Annotated in this window: 18 protein-coding genes; 3 read left to right on the top strand and 15 right to left on the bottom strand. The window is 59.1% G+C overall.

Features of this window, described 5'->3' with window-relative positions; all coding sequences use genetic code 11:
* Position 1: 1 nt before the first annotated feature.
* A complete protein-coding gene (locus DKW72_RS03310; RefSeq protein WP_111640867.1) occupies positions 2–337 on the top strand; it encodes a hypothetical protein in 336 nt (111 codons plus the stop codon).
* 308 nt (positions 338–645) lie between these two features.
* Here DKW72_RS03310 and msrA read toward each other — a convergent pair whose 3' ends face one another.
* The 8 genes from msrA to DKW72_RS03270 form a co-directional block, all read right to left on the bottom strand.
* Positions 646–1,284 carry a peptide-methionine (S)-S-oxide reductase MsrA gene (gene msrA, locus DKW72_RS03305; RefSeq protein ID WP_198411195.1) on the bottom strand — a complete coding sequence of 213 codons (639 nt, stop codon included), beginning with the start codon at positions 1,282–1,284 and terminating at the stop codon, positions 646–648.
* Positions 1,285–1,303: 19 nt separating this feature from the next.
* Positions 1,304–2,389: a protease SohB gene (gene sohB / locus DKW72_RS03300; protein WP_111640866.1), complete on the bottom strand. Its 1,086-nt coding sequence runs from the start codon at positions 2,387–2,389 to the stop codon at positions 1,304–1,306.
* A 48-nt stretch (positions 2,390–2,437) separates the two neighbouring features.
* Positions 2,438–3,088, bottom strand: coding sequence for a cation/multidrug efflux pump (locus DKW72_RS03295; RefSeq protein WP_111640865.1), 651 nt, complete (start codon positions 3,086–3,088; stop codon positions 2,438–2,440).
* A gap of 27 nt (positions 3,089–3,115) precedes the next feature.
* Positions 3,116–3,937, bottom strand: coding sequence for an NAD(+) diphosphatase (nudC, locus tag DKW72_RS03290; protein ID WP_111640864.1), 822 nt, complete (start codon positions 3,935–3,937; stop codon positions 3,116–3,118).
* The gene (locus tag DKW72_RS03285; RefSeq protein WP_198411194.1) at positions 3,938–5,647 is read right to left on the bottom strand and encodes a pilus assembly protein; all 1,710 of its coding nucleotides are present in this window, start codon (positions 5,645–5,647) and stop codon (positions 3,938–3,940) included.
* A 96-nt stretch (positions 5,648–5,743) separates the two neighbouring features.
* A complete protein-coding gene (gene dnaQ, locus DKW72_RS03280; protein ID WP_111640862.1) occupies positions 5,744–6,466 on the bottom strand; it encodes a DNA polymerase III subunit epsilon in 723 nt (240 codons plus the stop codon).
* Between the two features lie 6 nt (positions 6,467–6,472).
* Positions 6,473–6,910, bottom strand: a complete 438-nt coding sequence (gene rnhA / locus DKW72_RS03275; protein ID WP_111640861.1) for a ribonuclease HI — start codon at positions 6,908–6,910, stop codon at positions 6,473–6,475.
* Positions 6,897–7,751: a class I SAM-dependent methyltransferase gene (locus DKW72_RS03270; protein ID WP_111640860.1), complete on the bottom strand. Its 855-nt coding sequence runs from the start codon at positions 7,749–7,751 to the stop codon at positions 6,897–6,899. Before DKW72_RS03270 ends, rnhA begins: the two co-directional genes overlap by 14 nt.
* Before the next feature lie 112 nt (positions 7,752–7,863).
* On the opposite strand from DKW72_RS03270, the gene gloB reads away from it, so the two are divergent.
* Together gloB and DKW72_RS03260 are read left to right on the top strand one after the other, a co-directional pair.
* On the top strand, positions 7,864–8,697 hold the full coding sequence (gene gloB / locus DKW72_RS03265; protein ID WP_111640859.1) for a hydroxyacylglutathione hydrolase: 834 nt from the start codon (positions 7,864–7,866) through the stop codon (positions 8,695–8,697).
* Positions 8,698–8,747: 50 nt separating this feature from the next.
* Positions 8,748–10,337: a LysM peptidoglycan-binding domain-containing protein gene (locus DKW72_RS03260; RefSeq protein WP_111640858.1), complete on the top strand. Its 1,590-nt coding sequence runs from the start codon at positions 8,748–8,750 to the stop codon at positions 10,335–10,337.
* Between the two features lie 17 nt (positions 10,338–10,354).
* On the opposite strand, the gene DKW72_RS03255 is transcribed toward DKW72_RS03260, so the two are convergent.
* The 7 genes from DKW72_RS03255 to DKW72_RS03225 form a co-directional block, all read right to left on the bottom strand.
* Positions 10,355–11,974, bottom strand: a complete 1,620-nt coding sequence (locus tag DKW72_RS03255; RefSeq protein WP_111640857.1) for an ABC transporter ATP-binding protein — start codon at positions 11,972–11,974, stop codon at positions 10,355–10,357.
* Between the two features lie 3 nt (positions 11,975–11,977).
* Positions 11,978–12,868, bottom strand: coding sequence for an ABC transporter permease (locus DKW72_RS03250; protein WP_111640856.1), 891 nt, complete (start codon positions 12,866–12,868; stop codon positions 11,978–11,980).
* A complete protein-coding gene (locus DKW72_RS03245) occupies positions 12,835–13,758 on the bottom strand; it encodes an ABC transporter permease (RefSeq protein ID WP_111640855.1) in 924 nt (307 codons plus the stop codon). Before DKW72_RS03245 ends, DKW72_RS03250 begins: the two co-directional genes overlap by 34 nt.
* Positions 13,759–13,761: 3 nt before the next feature.
* The gene (locus DKW72_RS03240; RefSeq protein WP_111640854.1) at positions 13,762–15,387 is read right to left on the bottom strand and encodes a peptide ABC transporter substrate-binding protein; all 1,626 of its coding nucleotides are present in this window, start codon (positions 15,385–15,387) and stop codon (positions 13,762–13,764) included.
* On the bottom strand, positions 15,380–17,401 hold the full coding sequence (locus tag DKW72_RS03235; protein ID WP_232522294.1) for a M3 family metallopeptidase: 2,022 nt from the start codon (positions 17,399–17,401) through the stop codon (positions 15,380–15,382). The genes DKW72_RS03240 and DKW72_RS03235 overlap by 8 nt, the downstream gene beginning before the upstream one ends.
* A gap of 176 nt (positions 17,402–17,577) precedes the next feature.
* On the bottom strand, positions 17,578–19,446 hold the full coding sequence (locus DKW72_RS03230; RefSeq protein ID WP_111640852.1) for a SurA N-terminal domain-containing protein: 1,869 nt from the start codon (positions 19,444–19,446) through the stop codon (positions 17,578–17,580).
* 175 nt (positions 19,447–19,621) lie between these two features.
* Positions 19,622–19,897: an HU family DNA-binding protein gene (locus DKW72_RS03225; protein WP_111640851.1), complete on the bottom strand. Its 276-nt coding sequence runs from the start codon at positions 19,895–19,897 to the stop codon at positions 19,622–19,624.
* Positions 19,898–20,071: the final 174 nt, after the last annotated feature.

Here is a 20,071-nt window from a genome sequence, read left to right as displayed (position 1 = left end):
TATGAAAATCACGCTGGTCAAAAAAATTCTGTCTGACGGATCACCCTGTAAGAAATGTGCCGATGTTCTGGACAAACTGGAAAGCTCAGGGCAGATGGCGCGCATTGATGAGGTGCTGGTAGCCGACGAGCGCGACCCCGAGAGTCCGGGCTTGAAGATCGCCGCTGAACACAGCGTCGATCGCGCACCCTTTTTTGTGGTGGAACGTGACGGCCAGGCACCAGAGATTTATACGGTGTATTTCAAGTTTGTCAAAGACGTGTTGGAGCAGGAAGAGGACGAGTCCGAGGCCTCGAAGGAGATTTTGCGGGACAATCCGGATCTGGACTTTTTATAAGTTCAGAGACAGGCGTTTTTTCTGGCTTGGCTGCCTCAGGTGTCGGATTACGCTGCGCTAATCCGACCTACTCAAACAATGCCACCATGTACCCAGTAGGTCGGATTAGCCGAAAGCGTAATCCGACAACCCGCACCCAAACCAAAAACACCGGCACAATGCCCCCAGTAGGTCGGATTAGCCGAAGGCGTAATCCGACAACCCGCACCCAAACCAAAACACCGGCACAATGCTCCCAGTAGGTCGGATTAGCCGAAGGCGTAATCCGACAACCCGCACCCCCGTTTGTCAGGTGTCCCCTACCGCAATCACTCCGGGTAATTCACGCCCGTGCCGCCCAGCCCGCAATAACCGCCCGGATTTTTGTGTAAATACTGCTGATGGTAATTTTCGGCATAGTAAAACGGGCCGGCACGCACAATCTCTGTGGTGATCTCCCCCAGACCGGCGGCTGTAAGCGCCGCCTGATAGCGGTCGCGACTGGCCTGCGCGAGTGCCAGGGACGCGTCATTATCCACATAAATGCCCGAGCGATACTGGGTTCCTGTGTCGTTGCCCTGGCGCATGCCCTGCGTAGGATTGTGTGCTGTCCAGAAGGTGGCGAGGATCGTTTCAAAGCTCACCTTCGCAGGATCGTACACCACGCGCACCACCTCATTATGCCCGGTCAGGCCGGAGCAGACTTCTTCGTAGGTCGGATTTGGGGTATAGCCACCACTGTAGCCCACGGCTGTTGTGTAGACGCCGGGCAAGGTCCAGAAACAACGCTCCGCCCCCCAAAAGCAGCCGAGCCCCACGATCACCTCGCGCATCTGTTCGGGAAAGGGTGGCTGGATCGGATGCCCCAGCAGCGCGTGCTCGTTGTGGACGGTGAGTGGCGCAGCCCGTCCAGGCAGCGCCTCCTCGGGCGAAGGCATCACTGTTTTGCGTCCCAGACCAAAAACCATGGACAACCTCCCAATAACATCAGAACCAACGGCTGTTGTTAAGCCGTGCCCACCAGGTCAGCAGCAACCTGTCTGCCGCCGCCTGAGCCGCAACACCCAGTTTTTCCGGCAGGGATTTTTTCACCACGTACTCGATCTCGTAAATGTCTGCGTCTTTGCTTTGATTCAATAAGTATTCATCACTGGTCTGCAAACCGTCAACCAGATTGACGTCTTGCGCTCGACGCCCGTACCAGACCTCACCGGTTGCCACCTTGTCGATGTCGACCGACGGACGGTGCTCACGCACAAACTCTTTAAACAGGACATGGGTATCTTCGAGGTCTTGGGTAAATTTTTCCCGCGCTTTGCGGGTATTCTCACCAAACATGGTGACGGTGCGCTTGTATTCACCCGCGGTGAACAACTCGAAATCGATGTCATTCTTTTTCAGCAACCGGTGAAAATTGGGTAACTGTGCCACAACGCCAATAGAACCCATCACGGCAAAAGGCGCCGCCAGGACTTTGTCCGCAACACACGCCATCATGTAGCCACCGCTCGCCGCCACTTTATCAACACAAGCCGTAAGCGGCACTTTTCGGTCAGCAATGCGCGCCAATTGACTGGACGCCAAACCGTAGCTGTGCACCATACCGCCACCACTTTCGAGACGCACGACGACTTCGTCATCAGACGTCGCGAGCGTGAGCACCGCCGTGACTTCCTCTCGCAATTGGTCGGTGGCCGAAGCCTTGATATCACCCTCAAAGTTCAACACAAAAACCCGCTTGCGGCCGGGCTTTGGGGGTGCTTCAGCATCCTCTTTGGCCATCTCCCGAGCGGCTTCCTTGGCTTTTTTCTTGCGCTCAGCCGCCTCTTTCTTCTCGTGCTTTTTCCGGGCTTTGTCTGCCAGCTTGCGGGCCTCGTCATCCAGAGTCGCGTGTTTGAGGGTGTCGCTCATATGTTCGTAGCGATCATTGAGTTTGGTTACCTCGATATGCCCGCGCTCCCCTTTCTTGCCTCGCTGACCCAGCGACACCATCAGGCTGACCACGACAAACACGGCCACCAGAAAGGTCGCCGTTTTGGCCAGAAAGAGGCCGTATTCACTGATAAATTCCAAAGTACTGTCTCCTAAATATCGCTATCGTTGGGTACCAGCCGACAGGTATCAATCGGCGAGCAGTGTTCGGGCTCGCTCGTTTAAACCGCGCGCCTCGAGCCCGGACGTATCCACCCGCACTTCGTACAGCGCACCATCGGCCATGGGCACAAAACTGACGCTGGCGGTACGCGCCTGCAGAACCGGCAAAAGCCAGGGGTAGCGCTCGAGCCATGCCCAAACATCGATACCGTACCCCGCTTGATCAAACCCGTAAAGCGTTCTTTGTTCGGTACGGTCCTGTGCCAGGGCGTAATACCGACCGCTGACCTGATTAAGCTGGTAGCCCGGATTGGCGCCGAGGCGTTCGAGGCTGCCGACCCATTGCACCAGACGTGCGTCCAGCTCCCATTGATCGCCGTGCAACTCAAACCGGTGCTCCTCTCCGGCGCGAGTATCCACCAGGGTCACACGAAAATGCTGCTCATCCACTCGCTCAAAGCCCAGGGTGGCAATCGCAGCCCCGGGTGAGGGCTGACGATAACCAAATAACGCCAGCGCTACCAGCGCTACCAGGAGCGCGCCCGCGAGCAGACCCAAGCCCGCGGTGCCTCGCACCCAGCCCCTGACCCAGGGCTGGCGCAAAAGGACCCGAACACCCGCAAATGCAATAACAGCGCACACAAGCAGGATAACGATTAACAACACGGAATAGATCATGAACACTTCCCCCTGTGATTCAAAGCCTCAAACGGCGGCATTGCACCGTTCGACAAAATCCCGAATCAACTGCCCCGAAAGCGTGGTCACAGGCGGCACATCGGGCAGCTGGTCAAAACGCCACCAACGGGCATCGACAATTTCCTCACCGTCTACGCAAATTTCACCACTGCGGTAGTCGGCGTGAAACCCGAGCATCAGCTGCCCGGGGAAAGGCCAGGACTGGCTGCCAAAATAACGCAACCGGTGCACCTTAAGCCCGACCTCTTCCATGACCTCCCGGCGCACCGTATCTTCCACCGCCTCCCCCGCTTCGATAAATCCCGCCAGCGCGGTGTACATCGGCCGCTGGCGCGCCCGCGCGTGAAGCGCCAAAAGGCACTCATCGCCACGGGTCACCAAGGTAATCATGCAGGGTGATAGACGTGGATAGTAGCGCTGCTCGCAAGCATCGCAGACTTTGGCGCGCTCGTCGGCAAGAGACCGGGTCGGCCGGCCACAGCGCCCGCAATAGCGATGATCGCGCTGCCATTGCGCCAACTGTAACGCGCGTCCGGCCAGACTGAAACAGGGATCGTCGAGTACGCCGAGCTGGGTGCGCAAGCCCAACCACTGGTAGCCGCTCAGCGCCAGCGCTTCATTGAGTACCCACACCCAACAGGGAGCGCCATCGAGGTAACCGACAAAATGCTCGTCGGTGACCGCCGCAGGCGGCACTGTCAGCTGCGCTTCGGGCACCGGCGCCCAGAGGCCCTGCTCCGGGCAGCATAGCAACCCTTCCGCAACCAACAGGTAGCGGGCGTCGACCCGAGACGAAGGCGGCAGGCTGGCGGCGATAAAACGACTCATTTAACCAGCCTGGTAGGCCTTGAAGCCCAGGGCTTCGAGACTTTCCTCGGCGATCTGAAGGGCTTTGTCGCTGTTCGAAACGCCGTTGCGCAGACTGTCCAGGTAGTGCTCAAGACTGATGACCGCATCGGCAAAAGTCTCCAGCCGGTGCTTTTCGGTGGCGGGCTGTTCGTTTTTGAGCAGGGCCTGATCGATAAACTGAATACTCTGATCGACGATATGGGCAGCGCGGGCGTAGTTCATCACCACCAGGCCACCCCTTACGCTGTTAAGCGTCGCATTGACATTCCGGATGTGACCCTTGTCGAACTGGCTCTCGACAAACGCATTCAGTGCTCGCTTGACCAGCACCAGACCGTTCTGCGCCTCTTCGAACACGACGCGCTGGGCCTCGGCCAGCTGGCTACTGCTGACCACCTCATCGCGGGAAATTGCATTGAGCGCGCGAATCTGATCGTCGCTCGGCTTGCTCCGGTGCAAACCGCCGATGGTGCTTTCGACATAGAGCAGACTGTCGGCGACTTCGAGCAGCTCCTCCGGCGCGACCGGCTCATCGCGCTGATGCCAGGCGAGAATCTTGGTCACCTCTTCATTCAGGCACTGACTGGGTGCGGACAGCCCTACAACCGAGAGAATCCCTGCCACTTTCTTCAGGGTATCCACAAGCTCCGGACTTTCTCGCAACATCTCGCTGCCGCCCTGCACGGCCCGTTCGAGAATCAGTTTGGCATTGCGCAGTTCACCGCGCAGCTCTTCACTCATTGAGGCAAAGGTATTGGCACTCGGGCCATTAAGGTGGCCCAGTTCGCGCGCCAACTCACCCTCAGTAAAAGGCAGTGCCGGCAATTCGTAAGCACTGATGACCGCTCCCGCCGTCGGGGACTCTGACCGCGACAAAGCAATGATATAGAGCAGCTCTTTAAGCAGATCCGGATCCGGCTCCGTATCCAGTTGTGCCTGACCGTCCTGCTGCAGCTGTTTGATTTTGCGGTCGAGTCGACCAATCAGACGCTTACGGCTATCGTTCAGGTCCATCTGCTCCGCGCGGATCACACTCAGCGCGACACTCGCGACCCACCAGAGATTGCCCGCCGGGCGCCCACCGGTGACCGAGGCCAAGCGTTCCAGCGCCCGCTCCATCATGCCCAACGCTGGCCGCAGCTGTGCGCCACGCAGAACCTGGACCAGACCCACCTGATACATATGTCGCAGGCGGCGCGTCAACGCGCCAAAATCCTCGCCCAACACGGCACTGCTCTGGCCCTTGCGCGGTCCCACCGACGGCAACTGGTAGTCAAAATAGTAACTCTCTGGCAGCGGCGGCGCCCGGCGCGCCTGGCGCAACTGGTTGATGTGGGGCAAAAGTACAACCGGCATGCTGCGCGCGCTCTGCAGGCAGTACTCAAAATAGCGGGGCAGAATGAAAAAAGCGGTGCTGATCAGCTCCAACTCTGAGTCAATGGAGTCATCACCCAGGGTAAATTCTGTGGTGTGCGCGACCAATTCATCCGCAAGCACATCGACACCACGCATTTGCAGCAAGCTGAGGGTGCCCTTGATCTGCTTGATGTAGTCGATACAAGCCTGGAGCAGCTCCGCATTGTTCCGATCGCGTGAGAACTGCTCAAGGCGGTTCGCTGCCTGCTCGATGGTTGCTACCAGCTCGTCCTGCACCAATTGCAGGGAGGCCAGGTTCAGGGGTTCTGCCATAGTCACTCTGAGACTCTCTTTGTGTTATATCCCGCTCTGGCGCCCAGTTTAACCGGTTGCGCGGCCCTGCGCTGCCAAGTGCTTCTCATTCATACCCTATTGCCACTGGCGCCAGACACACTCTCCACCAGCGGCCTTGTCCAGGGCATCAAGTTTACTTTGGTGCCGCGCCAGCTCCTCGGCGCTGGCGCGTACCACTGGCAGCGGCGCCCGATCCTGGGTCAAACGGCGAATCCGGTTGCCCCCACCCGTTTCGTCACCACTGTCACGCTCCTGCTGGCCACCGAGCGAAAGCGCGGTCTGGCCGCCGGTCATCAGCAGATAGACATCCGCCAGAATTTCGGCATCAAGCAAGGCCCCGTGCAGGTCCCGGTGCGAGTTATCGACGCCGTAGCGTTTACACAGGCTGTCGAGGTTGTTCTTCTGTCCCGGGTGTTTCTCCCGGGCCATCACCAGGCTGTCCACCACCGAGCAGCGGTCGGCAATACGGCCATGACGGCCGCCGAGCAGACTCAGCTCGTTATCCATAAAGCCCACATCGAAAGGCGCGTTGTGGATCACCAGCTGGGCACCGTCAATAAAAGCCAGAAATTCGTCGACAATGCGCGCAAATACCGGCTCGTTCACCAAGCGCTCATTGGTGATACCGTGCACCTCGATGGCCTCGGCCTCGATATCACGCTGCGGGTTGATGTACTGGTGGTAATGCCGCCCGGTCAACTTGCGATTGACCAGCTCGACACAGCCGATTTCAATAATTCTGTGGCCCTGCTGGGGATCCAGGCCTGTGGTTTCGGTATCCAGCACCACTTGTCGCATTAGTCACTATCCTCGCAATTCATCAATACCGCGGTTGGCAAGTTGATCCGCCAGCTCGTTCTCGCGGTGGCCGCTGTGTCCCTTCACCCACCGCCACTGTACCTGATGGCGGGCGTTCTCGGCATCCAGGCGCTGCCACAATTCGGCGTTTTTGACCGGTTTTTTCGCCGCTGTGCGCCAATTGTTACGCTTCCAGTTAACGAGCCACTCGGTAATGCCTTTACGCACATACTGGGAGTCCGTGGTCAGCACCACCTCGCAGGGCTCTCGCAAGGCACTCAGTCCCTCAATGGCCGCCTGTAACTCCATGCGGTTGTTGGTCGTCCCGGGTTCGCCACCGTAGAGCGATTTCTCTTCGCCATTGTAGCGCAGCAATGCACCCCAGCCACCCGGTCCCGGGTTACCCCGGCAGGCGCCATCGGTAAATATTTCAACTTTCTTCAAAGCCTTTCCTCTTGTAGCGATCATTGGCCGCCGACGCCTTGGGAGACCGCAATGGGCCCGCCGCCCCGAGGCCGTTGGCGACGCGGGTATCGCGCCACGCGGGCCGCAGCGGCGTCATGGCGCAGACATCTTTGCGCGCGACCACCTGGTAGAAGCCGCCGCCAGGCAGATGCAGCCTTTTACCCCAGCGATCCAACCATTGCAAATGGTTGAGGAATTTTTCATTGTTAACCGGCGGTCGGTAAAAGCCCCGCTCAAGGCTGACGAGATCCAGATCCAGCAGGGTCAGCCAGTCTTGCATGCGCCGCGGCCCCAGGGATTGGCGCCGCCACTGGGCGCTGCGACTGAACAACTGAGCGATACGCCCGCCCAGCCCCAGACTGCTGTAGGGGTTGCAGCCAATGATCACGAGATAGCCGTGGGGAATCAGCACCCGCTCCGCCTCGCGCAACAACTGGTGCGGGGTCGGGCTGTAGTCGAGTACATGGTGCAGAATAACCAGATCGACAGATTCGGACGGCAGCGGCAAGGCGTGGAAGTCCGCCTGCCCGGCAAGCCGACTCTGGCCGTTAAGTCCGCGGGGGCCCAAAGCAAAACGGTGTCCAATACGGCTACTTTCGCTCAGATCCAGGGACGGGCTGATACTCAGTTGCAACAGGTGGTAGCCGAACAGGTCTCGCAGCGCTGGCGCCAGCAGTGCCTGCTCCGCCTTGAGCAGCGCCTGCCCCAAGGGCGTTTGCAGCCAGGCATCGAGCTCAGCGACGGTTCGCGCCGGGGACAACACGCCAAACCGTCGTTGCCATTTGCGTTGCCAGTAGGTCAATGAACGCGGTGCAGCCATCCGCACTACCCTCCCATGCCAGCACGGCCGCGCCGTGACAGGTACCTTTTTGCTATCATGGCTCTAGTCTACATCATTCGCCTATGCAATCCCTCAACCAGAGGAGTCCCGAGTGTCTACCAGACCCCGGATCTACGCCCTGCCCGCCCTGGACAGCAATTACTTTTGGCTCCTGCAGCCCGACCCGGGCTCCCCCGACGCCTATATTATCGATCCGGGTGATGCCGAACCGGTGCTGACCGCCTTGACGCAAAGAGACCTGAAACTCAAAGGCATACTGATCACTCATCACCACTGGGATCACACCGACGGCTTGCCGGCCCTGCTGGCCCGCCACCCCGTGCCGGTCTGGGGGCCAGCGTCCGAACGCATCCCCCAGGTGACCCGCCCCCTCGCCGAGGGCGACCGGGTGGCGCTGCCGGGGATGCCTTTGACGGTGCTGGCGGTGCCCGGACACACCCTTGATCACATTGCCTACCTGCACCAACCCGCGCACGGGGCCGCTCAGCTGTTCTGCGGCGACGCCTTGTTTGCGGCCGGCTGTGGACGGATGTTCGAGGGCGAGCCCGCTCAGATGTTGAACTCCCTCGACAAGCTGGCCCAATTACCTGACGACACGCTGGTGTACTGCGCCCACGAATACACCCTCGCCAACCTGGACTTCGCCCGTACTGTCGAACCTGGCAACGACGCCATCAATGAGCGCTGCGTCACAGAAATGGCACGCCGACGGGAGGGTCAGGCAACCATACCGACTCGCGTAGGTCTTGAACGTCGCACCAACCCGTTTCTGCGTTGCCGGGAGCCGGCCGTGCAACGGGCTGCAGCAGACTACAGCGGCCAGGCGCTGCCGGATGCCGCCGCCGTGTTCGCCAGCCTGCGGCGCTGGAAGGACGGGCATAAGACTGGCACAGGATTCCTTGACCGCTACCCGCGCAATCCCTAGAATTCATACGCCTTTACGCACATTAATCGCAGCAGGACACCCGCAAGCCAATGACATCGCCAAAGTATGCCACCCTCGCCCTCGGGATCGCCCTGATCAGCGGCTGCAGCAGCCTGCAGCGCGACCCACAGATCAATCCCGACGCCCTCGATGCCCACCTGCTGATCGAACAGGCATACTGCCCTCTGGACGACGAGGAGCGGGCCAACTACGAGCTCGCGGGTGAAAACAACCTCTGGTGGCGCCTGCGCGCCGGGTATGGCTTCGACGACTACGACAACGACCGGATCGATACCTACCTGAGCTGGTATTCCCGCAATCAGCTGTACCTGGATCGGGTCACCGAGCGCGCGGGGCGCTACATGTATTACATCATCAGCGAGCTCGAAGCCAACGACATGCCCACCGAGCTGGCCCTGCTGCCCATCATTGAAAGTGCCTTTGATCCCTTCGCCTATTCCCATGGCCGGGCCTCCGGCATCTGGCAGTTCGTGCCCGCCACCGGGCGCCAATTTGGGCTCAAGCAAAACTGGTGGTATGACGGGCGCCGGGATATTGTCGCCTCGACCGACGCGGCCATCCGCTACCTGAAGTACCTGCACCAACGGTTTGACAACGATTGGCTGCTGGCCCTGGCGGCCTACAATACCGGCCAGGGCAACCTGCAACGGGCCATCAATCGCAACCGCCGCGAGGGACGCCCGACCGACTACTGGAACCTGCCCCTGCCCCGCGAAACCCGTAACTATGTACCACAACTGCTGGCCCTGGCCCAAGTGGTGGGCGATCCCGAAGCCTTCGGTGTGACCCTCAATCCGATCCCCAACCAACCGTTTTTCGCCCGAGTGGGCATCAACTCCCAGATTGATCTGGCTCAAGCTGCCGAGCTGGCCGAGATTGAGCTGGAAGACCTGTACCGCCTCAACCCGGCGTTCAATCGCTGGGCCACAGATCCCGAGGGCCCCCATGAGCTGCTGATCCCCCTGGCACAGGCCGAGACGTTCAGCGCAAAACTTGACGAACTCCCCAAAGACGGTCGCGTTGGCTGGGACCGCTATCGGGTGCGCGCGGGTGACACCCTGGGCGCTATCGCACGCCGCCACCGCACCAGCGTTTCCGCCCTACAGAGCACCAACAATCTGAATTCGCATATCATCCGCGAAGGCCAGACGTTATTGATCCCCACCGCCAGCCAACCCTCCAGCCACTACAGCTTGAGTGCCGACCAACGCCGCCAGCGCACCCAGGAGCGTTCCCAGGGTCGGGACGGCAGTCGCCGTGTGACCCACACTGTGCGCTCCGGAGACAGTTTCTGGCGCATTGCCAACCAGTATGGCGTGACCATTGGCGCCCTCACCAACTGGAACGGCATGGCGCCCAACGACACTATTCGCCCCGGCCAGGAACTGGTGGTCTGGACCCGCAACACCGAAGCCAGCGGCACTCAGGCCACCAACCGCGAGGGCATTGTGCGTCGGGTCAATTATCGGGTCCGGCGGGGCGATTCCCTGGCGCGGATAGCCAGTCGTTTCAATGTCAGTGTCCGGCAAATCGCAGATTGGAACTCGGTCAGCGCTGACGGCCTGATTCACCCTGGGCAGTCATTGACACTGTATGTGGATGTGACTCAATCGAACTGAGGATCGTGCGCGCCCCTTCAGCCCCACTGGGCCAAGGGTATAGAGGCAAGCAGCGACTGGGTATAGGGGTGCTCGGGTGCCGCAAACAGAGCCTCGGTGTCGGCAACCTCCACCAGTTGCCCGCGATGCATGACCGCCACCCGGTCGCAAATGTAACGAACCACCGCCAGATCGTGGGAAATAAACAACATGGTCAGGTGGTGTTTGCGACTGAGCGATAGCAGCAGATCCAGAATCTGCGCCTGAATGGTGACATCCAACGCCGACACAGGCTCATCCGCAACAATCAGCCTCGGCTGTAACGCAAGTGCCCGGGCAATGGCAATGCGCTGGCGCTGGCCCCCTGAAAACTCATGGGGATACTTACGCACAAACCGCCGATCCAGGCCCACGTCATCCATCAACTGATTGACCTGCTGCGCCAGGTTTTTCCGGCTCGCCAGACCGTGCACGCGCAACGGCTCCGCCAGCGTGTCGAACACCGTCATGCGCGGGTTGAGGGACGCGTAGGGATCCTGGAAAATCATCTGAACCTGTCGCCGCTGCTTTTTCAACGCTCCCCGAGGCAGCGCGCGGTAATCCACCCCATCGATAATCACCTCGCCGGACTGACTGTCCACCAGGCGAATCATACTCCGCCCCAGAGTAGACTTGCCCGAGCCCGACTCCCCCACCAGACCCAGAATTTCTCCTCGCGCTATCTCCAAGGAGACATCATCCACTGCCTTGAGCGGTTCCCCGCGCGGAGACAACAGGCCCTGCTGCGGGTAGAACCAGGTGCGCAGGTGATTGACCTTGACGAAGTTGTCGGTGGGATCCATCTCCGAAGGTACCGGCTTGGCCCCGGCGGGAATGGCACCAATCAGCTTGCGCGTATAAGGGTGGGCCTGAGCCGCAAACACACTCTTTGGCGTGCCCCGCTCCACCACCACGCCCTTCTCCATGATCAGCAACTCATCAGCCATTTGCGAGGCCACAGCCAGATCGTGGGTAATAAAAATGACCGCCAGACCATAGCTGGCCTGCAGGCTCTTGATCAGTGTCAGAATCTGCGCCTGTACCGTCACATCCAGCGCCGTCGTCGGCTCATCGGCAATCAGGATGTCCGGTTCGTTCACCAGTGCCATGGCAATCATGACCCGTTGGCGCATCCCGCCAGAGAATTCGTGCGGATAGGCATCAATACGCTCGGCGGCATCCTGAATACCTACCTCTTCCAGCATGGCCAGTGCTTTGACCCGGGCCGCCTTGCGAGACAGCCCCCGGTGCTCGCGCAGCGGCTCGATCAACTGCTCACCGATCCGCATATAAGGATTGAGCGAGGTCATGGGGTCCTGAAAAATCATGCCGATCCGTCGCCCGCGCACCGAGCGCAGAGCATGCTCACTCAGGCTCAAGAGGTCGCGCCCTTCAAGCAGCGCCCTTCCGCGTTCGATACGCCCGGGCGGGCAAGGAATCAAACCCAGAAGGCTGTAGCAGGACACGGATTTACCCGAACCTGACTCACCCACAATGCCCAGCACCTGACCGGGCATAAGCGTGAAACTCATATCGTCCACCGCTGTGGTGACCCCGTCGCGGCTGTGGAAAGCCACCCGGAGATTTTCAACCTGCAGTAGGGGCTGTTGCTCAGTCATCACTCAATCCTTGGAGGCGCGCGGGTCTAGCGCATCGCGCAACCCGTCGCCGAGAAAGTTTAACGCGAACAAGGTAACCGACAGGGTCAGTGCCGGATAGATCAGCAGCCAGGGATAAAGCTCCATATTTTCGACCCCGGCGGAAATCAACGAGCCCCAGGAACTTTGCGGTGGCTGAATCCCCAGGCCAAGAAAACTCAAAAAGGACTCCAATAAAATCACGCTGGGAATCGTCAACGTCGTGTACACAATAATGGGCCCCACCGCATTGGGAATCACATGGCGCCGAATAATTCGCCAACTGGACAGCCCCATAGCCACCGCGGCCTCAATATACTCCTGTCGGCGTACAGTGAGCACCTGGCCCCGCACAATGCGCGCCATGGTCAACCACTCGACGGCACCAATCACTAGAAACAGTAACAACAGGCTACTGCCGAAGATCACTGTCAACAAAATAATGAACACAGCGAACGGCAAACCGTAGAGGACATCGACAAAACGCATCATCGCGTTATCGACTCGCCCACCGAGGTAACCCGCCGTCGCGCCCCAGAGCACACCGATTAGCAGGGCGACCGCCGTGGCAATAAAGCCCACCATCAAGGAAATGCGGCTGCCGTAAAGAATGCGAGTGAACTGATCGCGTCCGAGGGTATCAGTGCCCAGCCAGTGGTCACTGGATGGCGGCGATGCCCCCAACAGCAAGTTCTGCTCCTGGTATTCATAGGGCGCAATCCAGGGCGTCAAGAGTGCCAGAAGTACCAGGCACAACAGAAACACAAGACTTACCATAGCCAGGTGATTTTTGCGCAACCGCCGCCAGGCGTCACGCATCAACGAACTGCCGGGCTCGGGCGTCAGAGATTCTTGCGCAACTGCGGATTCAGCCATACCAACACAACATCTGCGAGAAGGTTAAATAAAATGATCAAGGCGGACAGAAACACGGTAGTACCCAAAATCATGGTGTAGTCGCGATTAAAGGCCGCCTGAATATAAAAACGCCCAAGACCGGGAATCTGGAAAATGGTTTCCACAACGAAAGAACCCGCCAGCAAGCCCGCCAGCGCCGGCCCGAGAAAAGACACCACGGGCGCCACGCCTCCGCGCAGCGCGTGTACGCGCACGATACGCCAGGTGGACAAACCTTTGGCACGGGCCGTACGAATAAAATCCTGTGACAGGATATCGAGCATCCCCCCGCGGGTGATACGGGCGATGTAGGCGGCATAGGTGGAACCCAGGGTAATCGCTGGCAGGACCTTGTCTCCGGGGTTAATGCCCCACCCCGACACCGGCAGCCAACCCAACCAGATCCCGAACACCAGAATCAGCATGGGCCCCAATACAAACGAAGGCAGGCAAATGCCAATCATCGCAGCCGACATGGGGACATAATCCTGGGCACTATTGGGTCTGAGCGAAGCCAGTATGCCGGCGGGCATACCGACCAGCAGTGCAAACAGAATCGCGTACAGGCCCAACTCCAGGGTGATCGGAAAGCCCGCGCCGATCATTTCGTTGACCGAACGGCTGGCGTAGCGAAACGAGGGCCCAAAATCACCGCGGGCCAGATCACCGAGGTAGTCCACGTACTGGCGCCACAGGGGAGCGTCCAGATTGTATTGCGCGTTGAGGTTGGCTGTGACCTCGGCGGGCACATTGCGCTCCATATCGAAAGGCCCACCCGGGGCCAACCGCACCATAAAAAAGGTGATGGTCACCACCGCCAGCAACACGGGGATCGCCAACGCCAGGCGCTTGAGCAGATAGCGCCCCATGACTTACGGCTGTGCCTCGAGACGTACACCCTTGTAGGAGTAATGATCCATGGCGTTGCTGTGCCAGCCCTGCACCGACGGCGCAACCAGGTGGTTGCGATAATAAAAATAAATCGGAATGATGGGCACCTCCTCCATCAGAATCGCCTCGGCTTCCTGAAAATAGTTCAGGCGCTGCTGCTCATCATCCGCATTGGCTGCGCGTGCGATCAGCTCATCGTAGCGGGCATGAGACCAGCCAGTATCATTGTTGCCGCCGTCGGCAACAAACAAATCGAGAAAGGTATTCGGGTCATAGTAATCCCCTACCCAGCCGGCTCGGGCAATATCGTGCTCACCGGAGCGTTTGCTGGCCAGAAACACTCGCCAGTCCTGATTGCGCAAGTTGATGTCGATGCCGAGTTCGCGCTTCCACATTTGCTGAATCACCACCGCGATACGTTGGTGGCTTTCCATGGTGTTGTAGAGCAGTGTCAACGACGGAAAGTTCTGCCCGCCGGGGTAACCGGCCTCAGCCAACAACGCGCGCGCGCGCCCCGGGTCATAAGGCACTCTCGCCTCAGCTTCGTATCCCGCCGCGCCAGGCGGGGTCATATGAAAGGCCGGCGTCTGCCCGCCCTGCAACAATTGATCGGTAATCTGCTCGCGGTTGAGGGAGTAGGCCAGAGCCTGACGCACCCGCACATCATCGAGTGGCGGCTTTTGAGTGTTGAACTCGTAGTAATAGGTGGCATAGAAAGGAAAACTGCGCAGCGCCGGGTGATCCTGTCCCCGGTAGCGCGGAATCAGTTCCTCGGGCAAGGTGTTGGTGATATGCAACTGCCCTGCCCGATACATGCGCTCCTCAGTAGACGGCTGCTGCACTGGGTGAAAATGGATTTCGTTCAGGTGTACCGACTCGGCATCCCAGTAGCCGGGATTGCGCGCGACTACGACCACCTGATTAGGCACCCAGCGTTTGAGCACAAAGGGGCCGTTGCCCACAAAATTCTCTGGTCGGCTCCAACGACTGCCGCGCTGATCTTCACGGCCGTGAGCTTCAATGGTGGCCCGATGTACCGGATACATACTGTGATGATCAAGCAGCTCCAGAAAATAGGGTACTGGCCGGGTCAACTCGACTTTCAACTCACGCTCACCCAGCGCGCTGACACCAACCTCGCTGAAATCATCCAGCTCACCGCGATTAAACGCTTCCGCATTGCGTACACTGTAGAGTGAATAAGCGTACTGATTACCCAGGGCGGGCAACAATGCGCGGCGCCAGGACCACACGAAATCCTCGGCGGTGAGAGGATCGCCATTGGACCAGCGCGCATTCTCGCGCAACTGGAAACGGTAGGTCAGACCGTCCTCGGACACCTCCCAGGATTCCGCCGCTGCCGGAACGATGTCCAGGGTTTCCGGGTCCTTGCCCACCAAGCCCTCAAACAGCGCCACCTGGATATTGCGCTCGGGAATACCGGTAGTGGTATGCGGATCCACATCCGAGGGCTCGTCGCCGTTACCCATATGCAGGATCTGCTGCTCATTGCCCAGCTCCACCGGCGTTTTCTGGTCATCGGAACAGGCCGCCAGCCCCAGCACTACCAAAGTACTCAATACGCAAAAAAAGTAACGCTTAATCATGGCTCGGACCATCCTCCAACATCTCGGCAAACGCATCAAAACTGTAGGGGCGGCCCAGAAAATCCTCGACCAGATCAGCCGCGTCGCGGCTGCCGCCAGGTGCCAGTACCTTATCCCGGTAACGTTGTGCCACCTCGGTATTGAGCATACCGTGAGTCTTGAACTCGCTGAACTTATCCATGGCCATCACCAGTGACCACATATAGGTGTAGTAGATGGCGGAGTAGCCGTAAAGGTGCCCAAAGGTGGCGTGAAAATAAGTGTCATCCACATAGCGGAACGGTGAATACTCCGCCTGCAGATCGCGCGACATGGCTGTCAGATCCATCCCCTCGGGATCGCGATTATAGTAATTTAATGACAGGGCGGCGTAGAACATCTGGTGCTGCACCCAGAGTCCGCGACCAAAGTCACGCCCAGCATTCATACGCTCAACCAGGTCTGCCGGAATCACCTCTCCCTGTTCATTGCGTGCGAAGTTGCTCAAGGTTTCGCTGTCCCAGACCCATTCCTCCAGCATCTGGGACGGAGCCTCGACAAAATCCCATTCCGTACGAATACCCGACATACTCAGCCTGGGCTGGTGACCGCCAAAAATGGCGTGCAACAGGTGACCAAATTCGTGTAGGAAGGTCTTCACATCCGAGTGTTCCATATAGCCGGAACTGCCCTCCCCCCCCGGGAAGTTGCACACCAGCGCCACAAGCGGCAACTGACGACCTTCTACGCCACTGCGTTTGGTAAACGCCGCCGCATGGTTGAACTTGCCCGAGCGCGGGTGCATATCCAGGTAAAACTGCCCCAGTACCTGATCGCCGTCGCGAATCTCATAGGCACTGACTGACTCGTGCCAGGTGTCCGTCTCCCAGGGATGAATCGTCACCCCAAAGAGTGTTTCGGTCAGGTCAAAAATGCCCTGCTTGACCTTATCGTAATGGAAGTAGCCACGCAGCTCGCGCGAGTCGATATCGAACCTTTCCTGCTTGATCAGTTCTTCGAGATAGGTTTTCTGCCAGTCCTCGACTCGTTCTGCCTGTGGATCGATCTCGCGCAGACGCTCGAGCAGCACCTGGTAATCCCGTTGAGCGCGGGGCTCAGCGATTCCGCTGATACGGTCAATAAACGCCTGGGCATTCTCAGGCGTTTCGATCATCTTGTCTTCGGTAACATAGTGCGCATAGCTGTCATAGCCCAACAGCGTGGCCAACTCGTGACGGGCCGCGAACAGTTCACTTAGCACCTCATCGTTTTCCGGGTAAGCCCGCTGGCGGAACAGCAGGTACAGTTCACGGCGCAGCTCATCCTCCTCGGCATAACGCATCACGGGAAAGTAGTCGGGGTAATCGGTACTGACCACAACTTTGCCATCGTCGTTGAGGCGCGACTCGATGAAGTCCTCGGGCACACCGCTCAGGCGCTCCGGCTCAATCAGCAGCTGTCGGGTATCCTCGCGGATGTTGCGATTGAAATCTTGGCCCAGCTGGTTGATACGCTCGTTGAGCGCCCTGATTCTCTGGCGGGTAGTCTCGTCCCGATCAACACCGGAACGCTGATAGCCTTGGAGCATTTTCTCGACAAACCGGCGATCCAGCGTCGACAGCGGCTCAAGGTCAACCTGGCTCAGGCGCTGATAGAGGGGGCGCGATAAACTGATATCACTGCCCAGGGGCACGAGATTTTGTTGGCAGGCATCGGCAGCGGAACGCACTTGCTCATCGGGGTGGACGTTGCGCATCAGGCTGGAGCGCCCCGAGATGCGGTTGACCACGATATCCAAATCGTTAATGGCCTCCAGCAAGCCTAAATCACTGAGCGGCGTTTGCGGGTCTTCCAGTGCAGCAAGCTGCCCGCGCGCCAACACCAGGTCTGCCTCACACCGGGCGACAAACTCCTGTGCCTCAGCGTTCTCAAGGTCTGGCCACGAAAGCGCCTCAGGCGATGACTCACCCCTGGGCTGTTGTGCACAGCCCGCAGCCAATGCCAGCATCCCTGTCAAAACCAGCAACCTGGCCATTGGCCCCTTCCCGCTATTGGCAAACATTGTTGTTATCCCCTCAAAGCAAATATGTGACAGTTCGATCCGGTAAAAAGCTATTCTATGCACACTGGTTAAACTAACACAAGCACTCACAAAAAAGCCCCGCCAGCATGTTGCTGGCGGGGCTTTTGGGCGATCACTTGGGCCAACCCTTAGCGGCTGATTTCAACCCGTTCACGCAGCGCCGTCTGGAAGCTGCTGTAATCGGAAGAACCGACCTGACTGCTCAAGCGAGCACGCAGTGACTCGATCTCCTCAGGCTCACGCTCCTCCATCCGGCCGTCTTCCACAGCGGTCAACTCGATCACCGCGTAGTTGCCGCCGTTCAGGTGCTGACCGGCGACCGAGGGCGTTGCACTCGGCCGTGGCAAAGCGAAAGCATGGCGCAAGAGTGCACGTCCCGGCTCGCCGGCATCACGGGTCACACCGGAAACAGTGCGCACCTCCAGGCCCGCCTCTTCAGCGGCCTGTGCAAGGCTCTGACCGGACGCCAGAGCCTGTTTGAGGGCTTCGCCCCGGCTCGCCACCTGCTCGCGTACACGCTCGTCCCGAAGCATCTCCAGGGCCTGTTCACGCACGTCGTCCAGCGATTGCACATAGGAGTCCTGGAAGTCCGTCTTTTTAACCACAACAACGCGGTCCGGGCCAAGCTCGATGGCGTCGCTCGCCTCACCGTACTCCAGAACCACGTCCGAGAACGCGGCGTCGATCACCTGACGCTGCGCAGCCACGCCTTGACCACCTGAGCGCGGGAAAAGACCGGTATTGCCAACCTCAAGTCCCAATTCATCCGCCACCTCAGCCAGATCCTCGGCCACGTAGGCCAGATCGCGAAGGCGCTCCAGAAGCACAGCGAACTCACCTTCGGCACGAGCGCGACGCAGCTGGCGGGCGATACGCTCGCGCTGCTCTTCAAAACTGGGGGCTTCGCCACCGCGCTCGTCGAGCAGCTTGATCAGGTGGATGCCCGCTTCCGTGCTCACGGGCTCGGATACGTCGCCAACACTCAAGTCCGCCAGCGCAGATTCAAAGGCATCCGGGAACATGTCGCCCGCGGTATAGCCCAACTCGCCGCCCTGGTTGCGGCTGCCGGAATCCACTGAGTACTCAGCCGCCAAGGCGGCAAAATCCTCACCTTGCGCCAGCCGCTGGTAAAGCTCGTCGGCCAGCGCGCGATCGCCGTCATCCAGCAGGATGTGCGCAGCGTTGCGCTCGGCAGCACCGGCGTAGTTCGCGGCTTCTTGCTCATACTGCTCGCGGATCTGGCGCTCGGGAACATCCATGGTCGCGGCAATGTTCTCAACGCTCAGGTCGATATAATCAACGGCCACCCGCTCGGGCTGGGTAAAAACCTCAGGGCTGCCCTGGTAGAATGCTTCCAGCTCAGCGTCGGAAATCTCCAGGCTGGCACGAACCTCATCTCCCGCAATGGTCACGTAGCTGAAATCGCGGGTCTGGTAGTTCAGGGCAACAGCCCTTGCCAACTCGGCCTCAGTGATAAAGCTCGAGCCGGCGATACCGGCCACCAATTGCTCAATCAGAAGATCCTCACGCAGTGCTGCGCGATAAGTCGACGGGGTAAAGCCCTGGGCTCGCAGGATTTGCTGGAAGCGCTGGCTGTCAAAGCTGTCATCCTCACCCCGAAACATCGGCTCAGCCAGAATAATCTGGTTGACCTGATCATCGCTCACCGACATTCCCGCACTGCGCGCCGCCACGGCCATCGCCTTGCGCTGGATCAGGCTTTCGACAACCGGCTCCCGCAGGCGCTCATCAGAGAGAAACTCGGACGGCACAGAGTCGCCGTACATGTTGCGCAGCTGCTGGCGCTGCATATTTACGGCGCGATTGATATCAATCTCGCTGATGCGTTCACCGTCGACGCTGACCTCCACGCCCTCGCCACTGCTACCGCCCATGAAAAGGGCTTCCGAGCCGGATAACGCGAAAATAATAACGAGAAAACCGATCAAAAGGCCGGCCACCAGCCCTTTACTGTTTTCCCGGAGATTCTGCAACATGCTGCGCTCCTACCATCTACTGAGAGTCTTGTACCGGACCTGCGCCCGGGGATTTTATGATTCTTACAATCTAACGAAAAAAGGCGCACCATCAAGATGCGCCTTCATTAACACCGCTTGCTTGCCGACAGTCTCGCGCAGAGCCTGCGTCAGGTTTGCCGCGTCAATACGCTGCTTAGCTGTTTACGGCGTCTTTCAGCGCTTTACCTGCTTTGAAGCCAGGTACTTTAGCCGCAGGGATTTTGATCTCTGCGCCGGTTTGCGGGTTGCGACCGGTACGCGCGGCACGCTCTTTAACAGCAAAGGTACCAAAACCAACCAGTACAACCTGGTCACCACTTTTCAGGGCGCCGGTGATGTTGTCTACCATGGCGTCCAAGGCACGGCCAGCTGCCGCTTTCGGAATGTCTGCAGAAGCGGCGATGGCTTCGATAAGCTCGGATTTATTCACACTTTACCCCTTTTGATTTTCAGTTCAGAAATCGACGTAGTTTATTCTGTCAGTTGTTAAATTGGCCTCAACGCAGTAATGCGATCCGACCTATCGGTAATTTCTCCGGGTGCGCTAATTCTCCGGCGCCCCAGCAAGGCTGACGAATTGCGATTTATACCAACTGTGCATGGG

Source organism: Marinimicrobium alkaliphilum (assembly GCF_003259155.1).
GTDB classification, from domain to species: domain Bacteria; phylum Pseudomonadota; class Gammaproteobacteria; order Pseudomonadales; family Cellvibrionaceae; genus Marinimicrobium_A; species Marinimicrobium_A alkaliphilum.
This window is presented reverse-complemented; position numbering and strand designations above follow the sequence as displayed.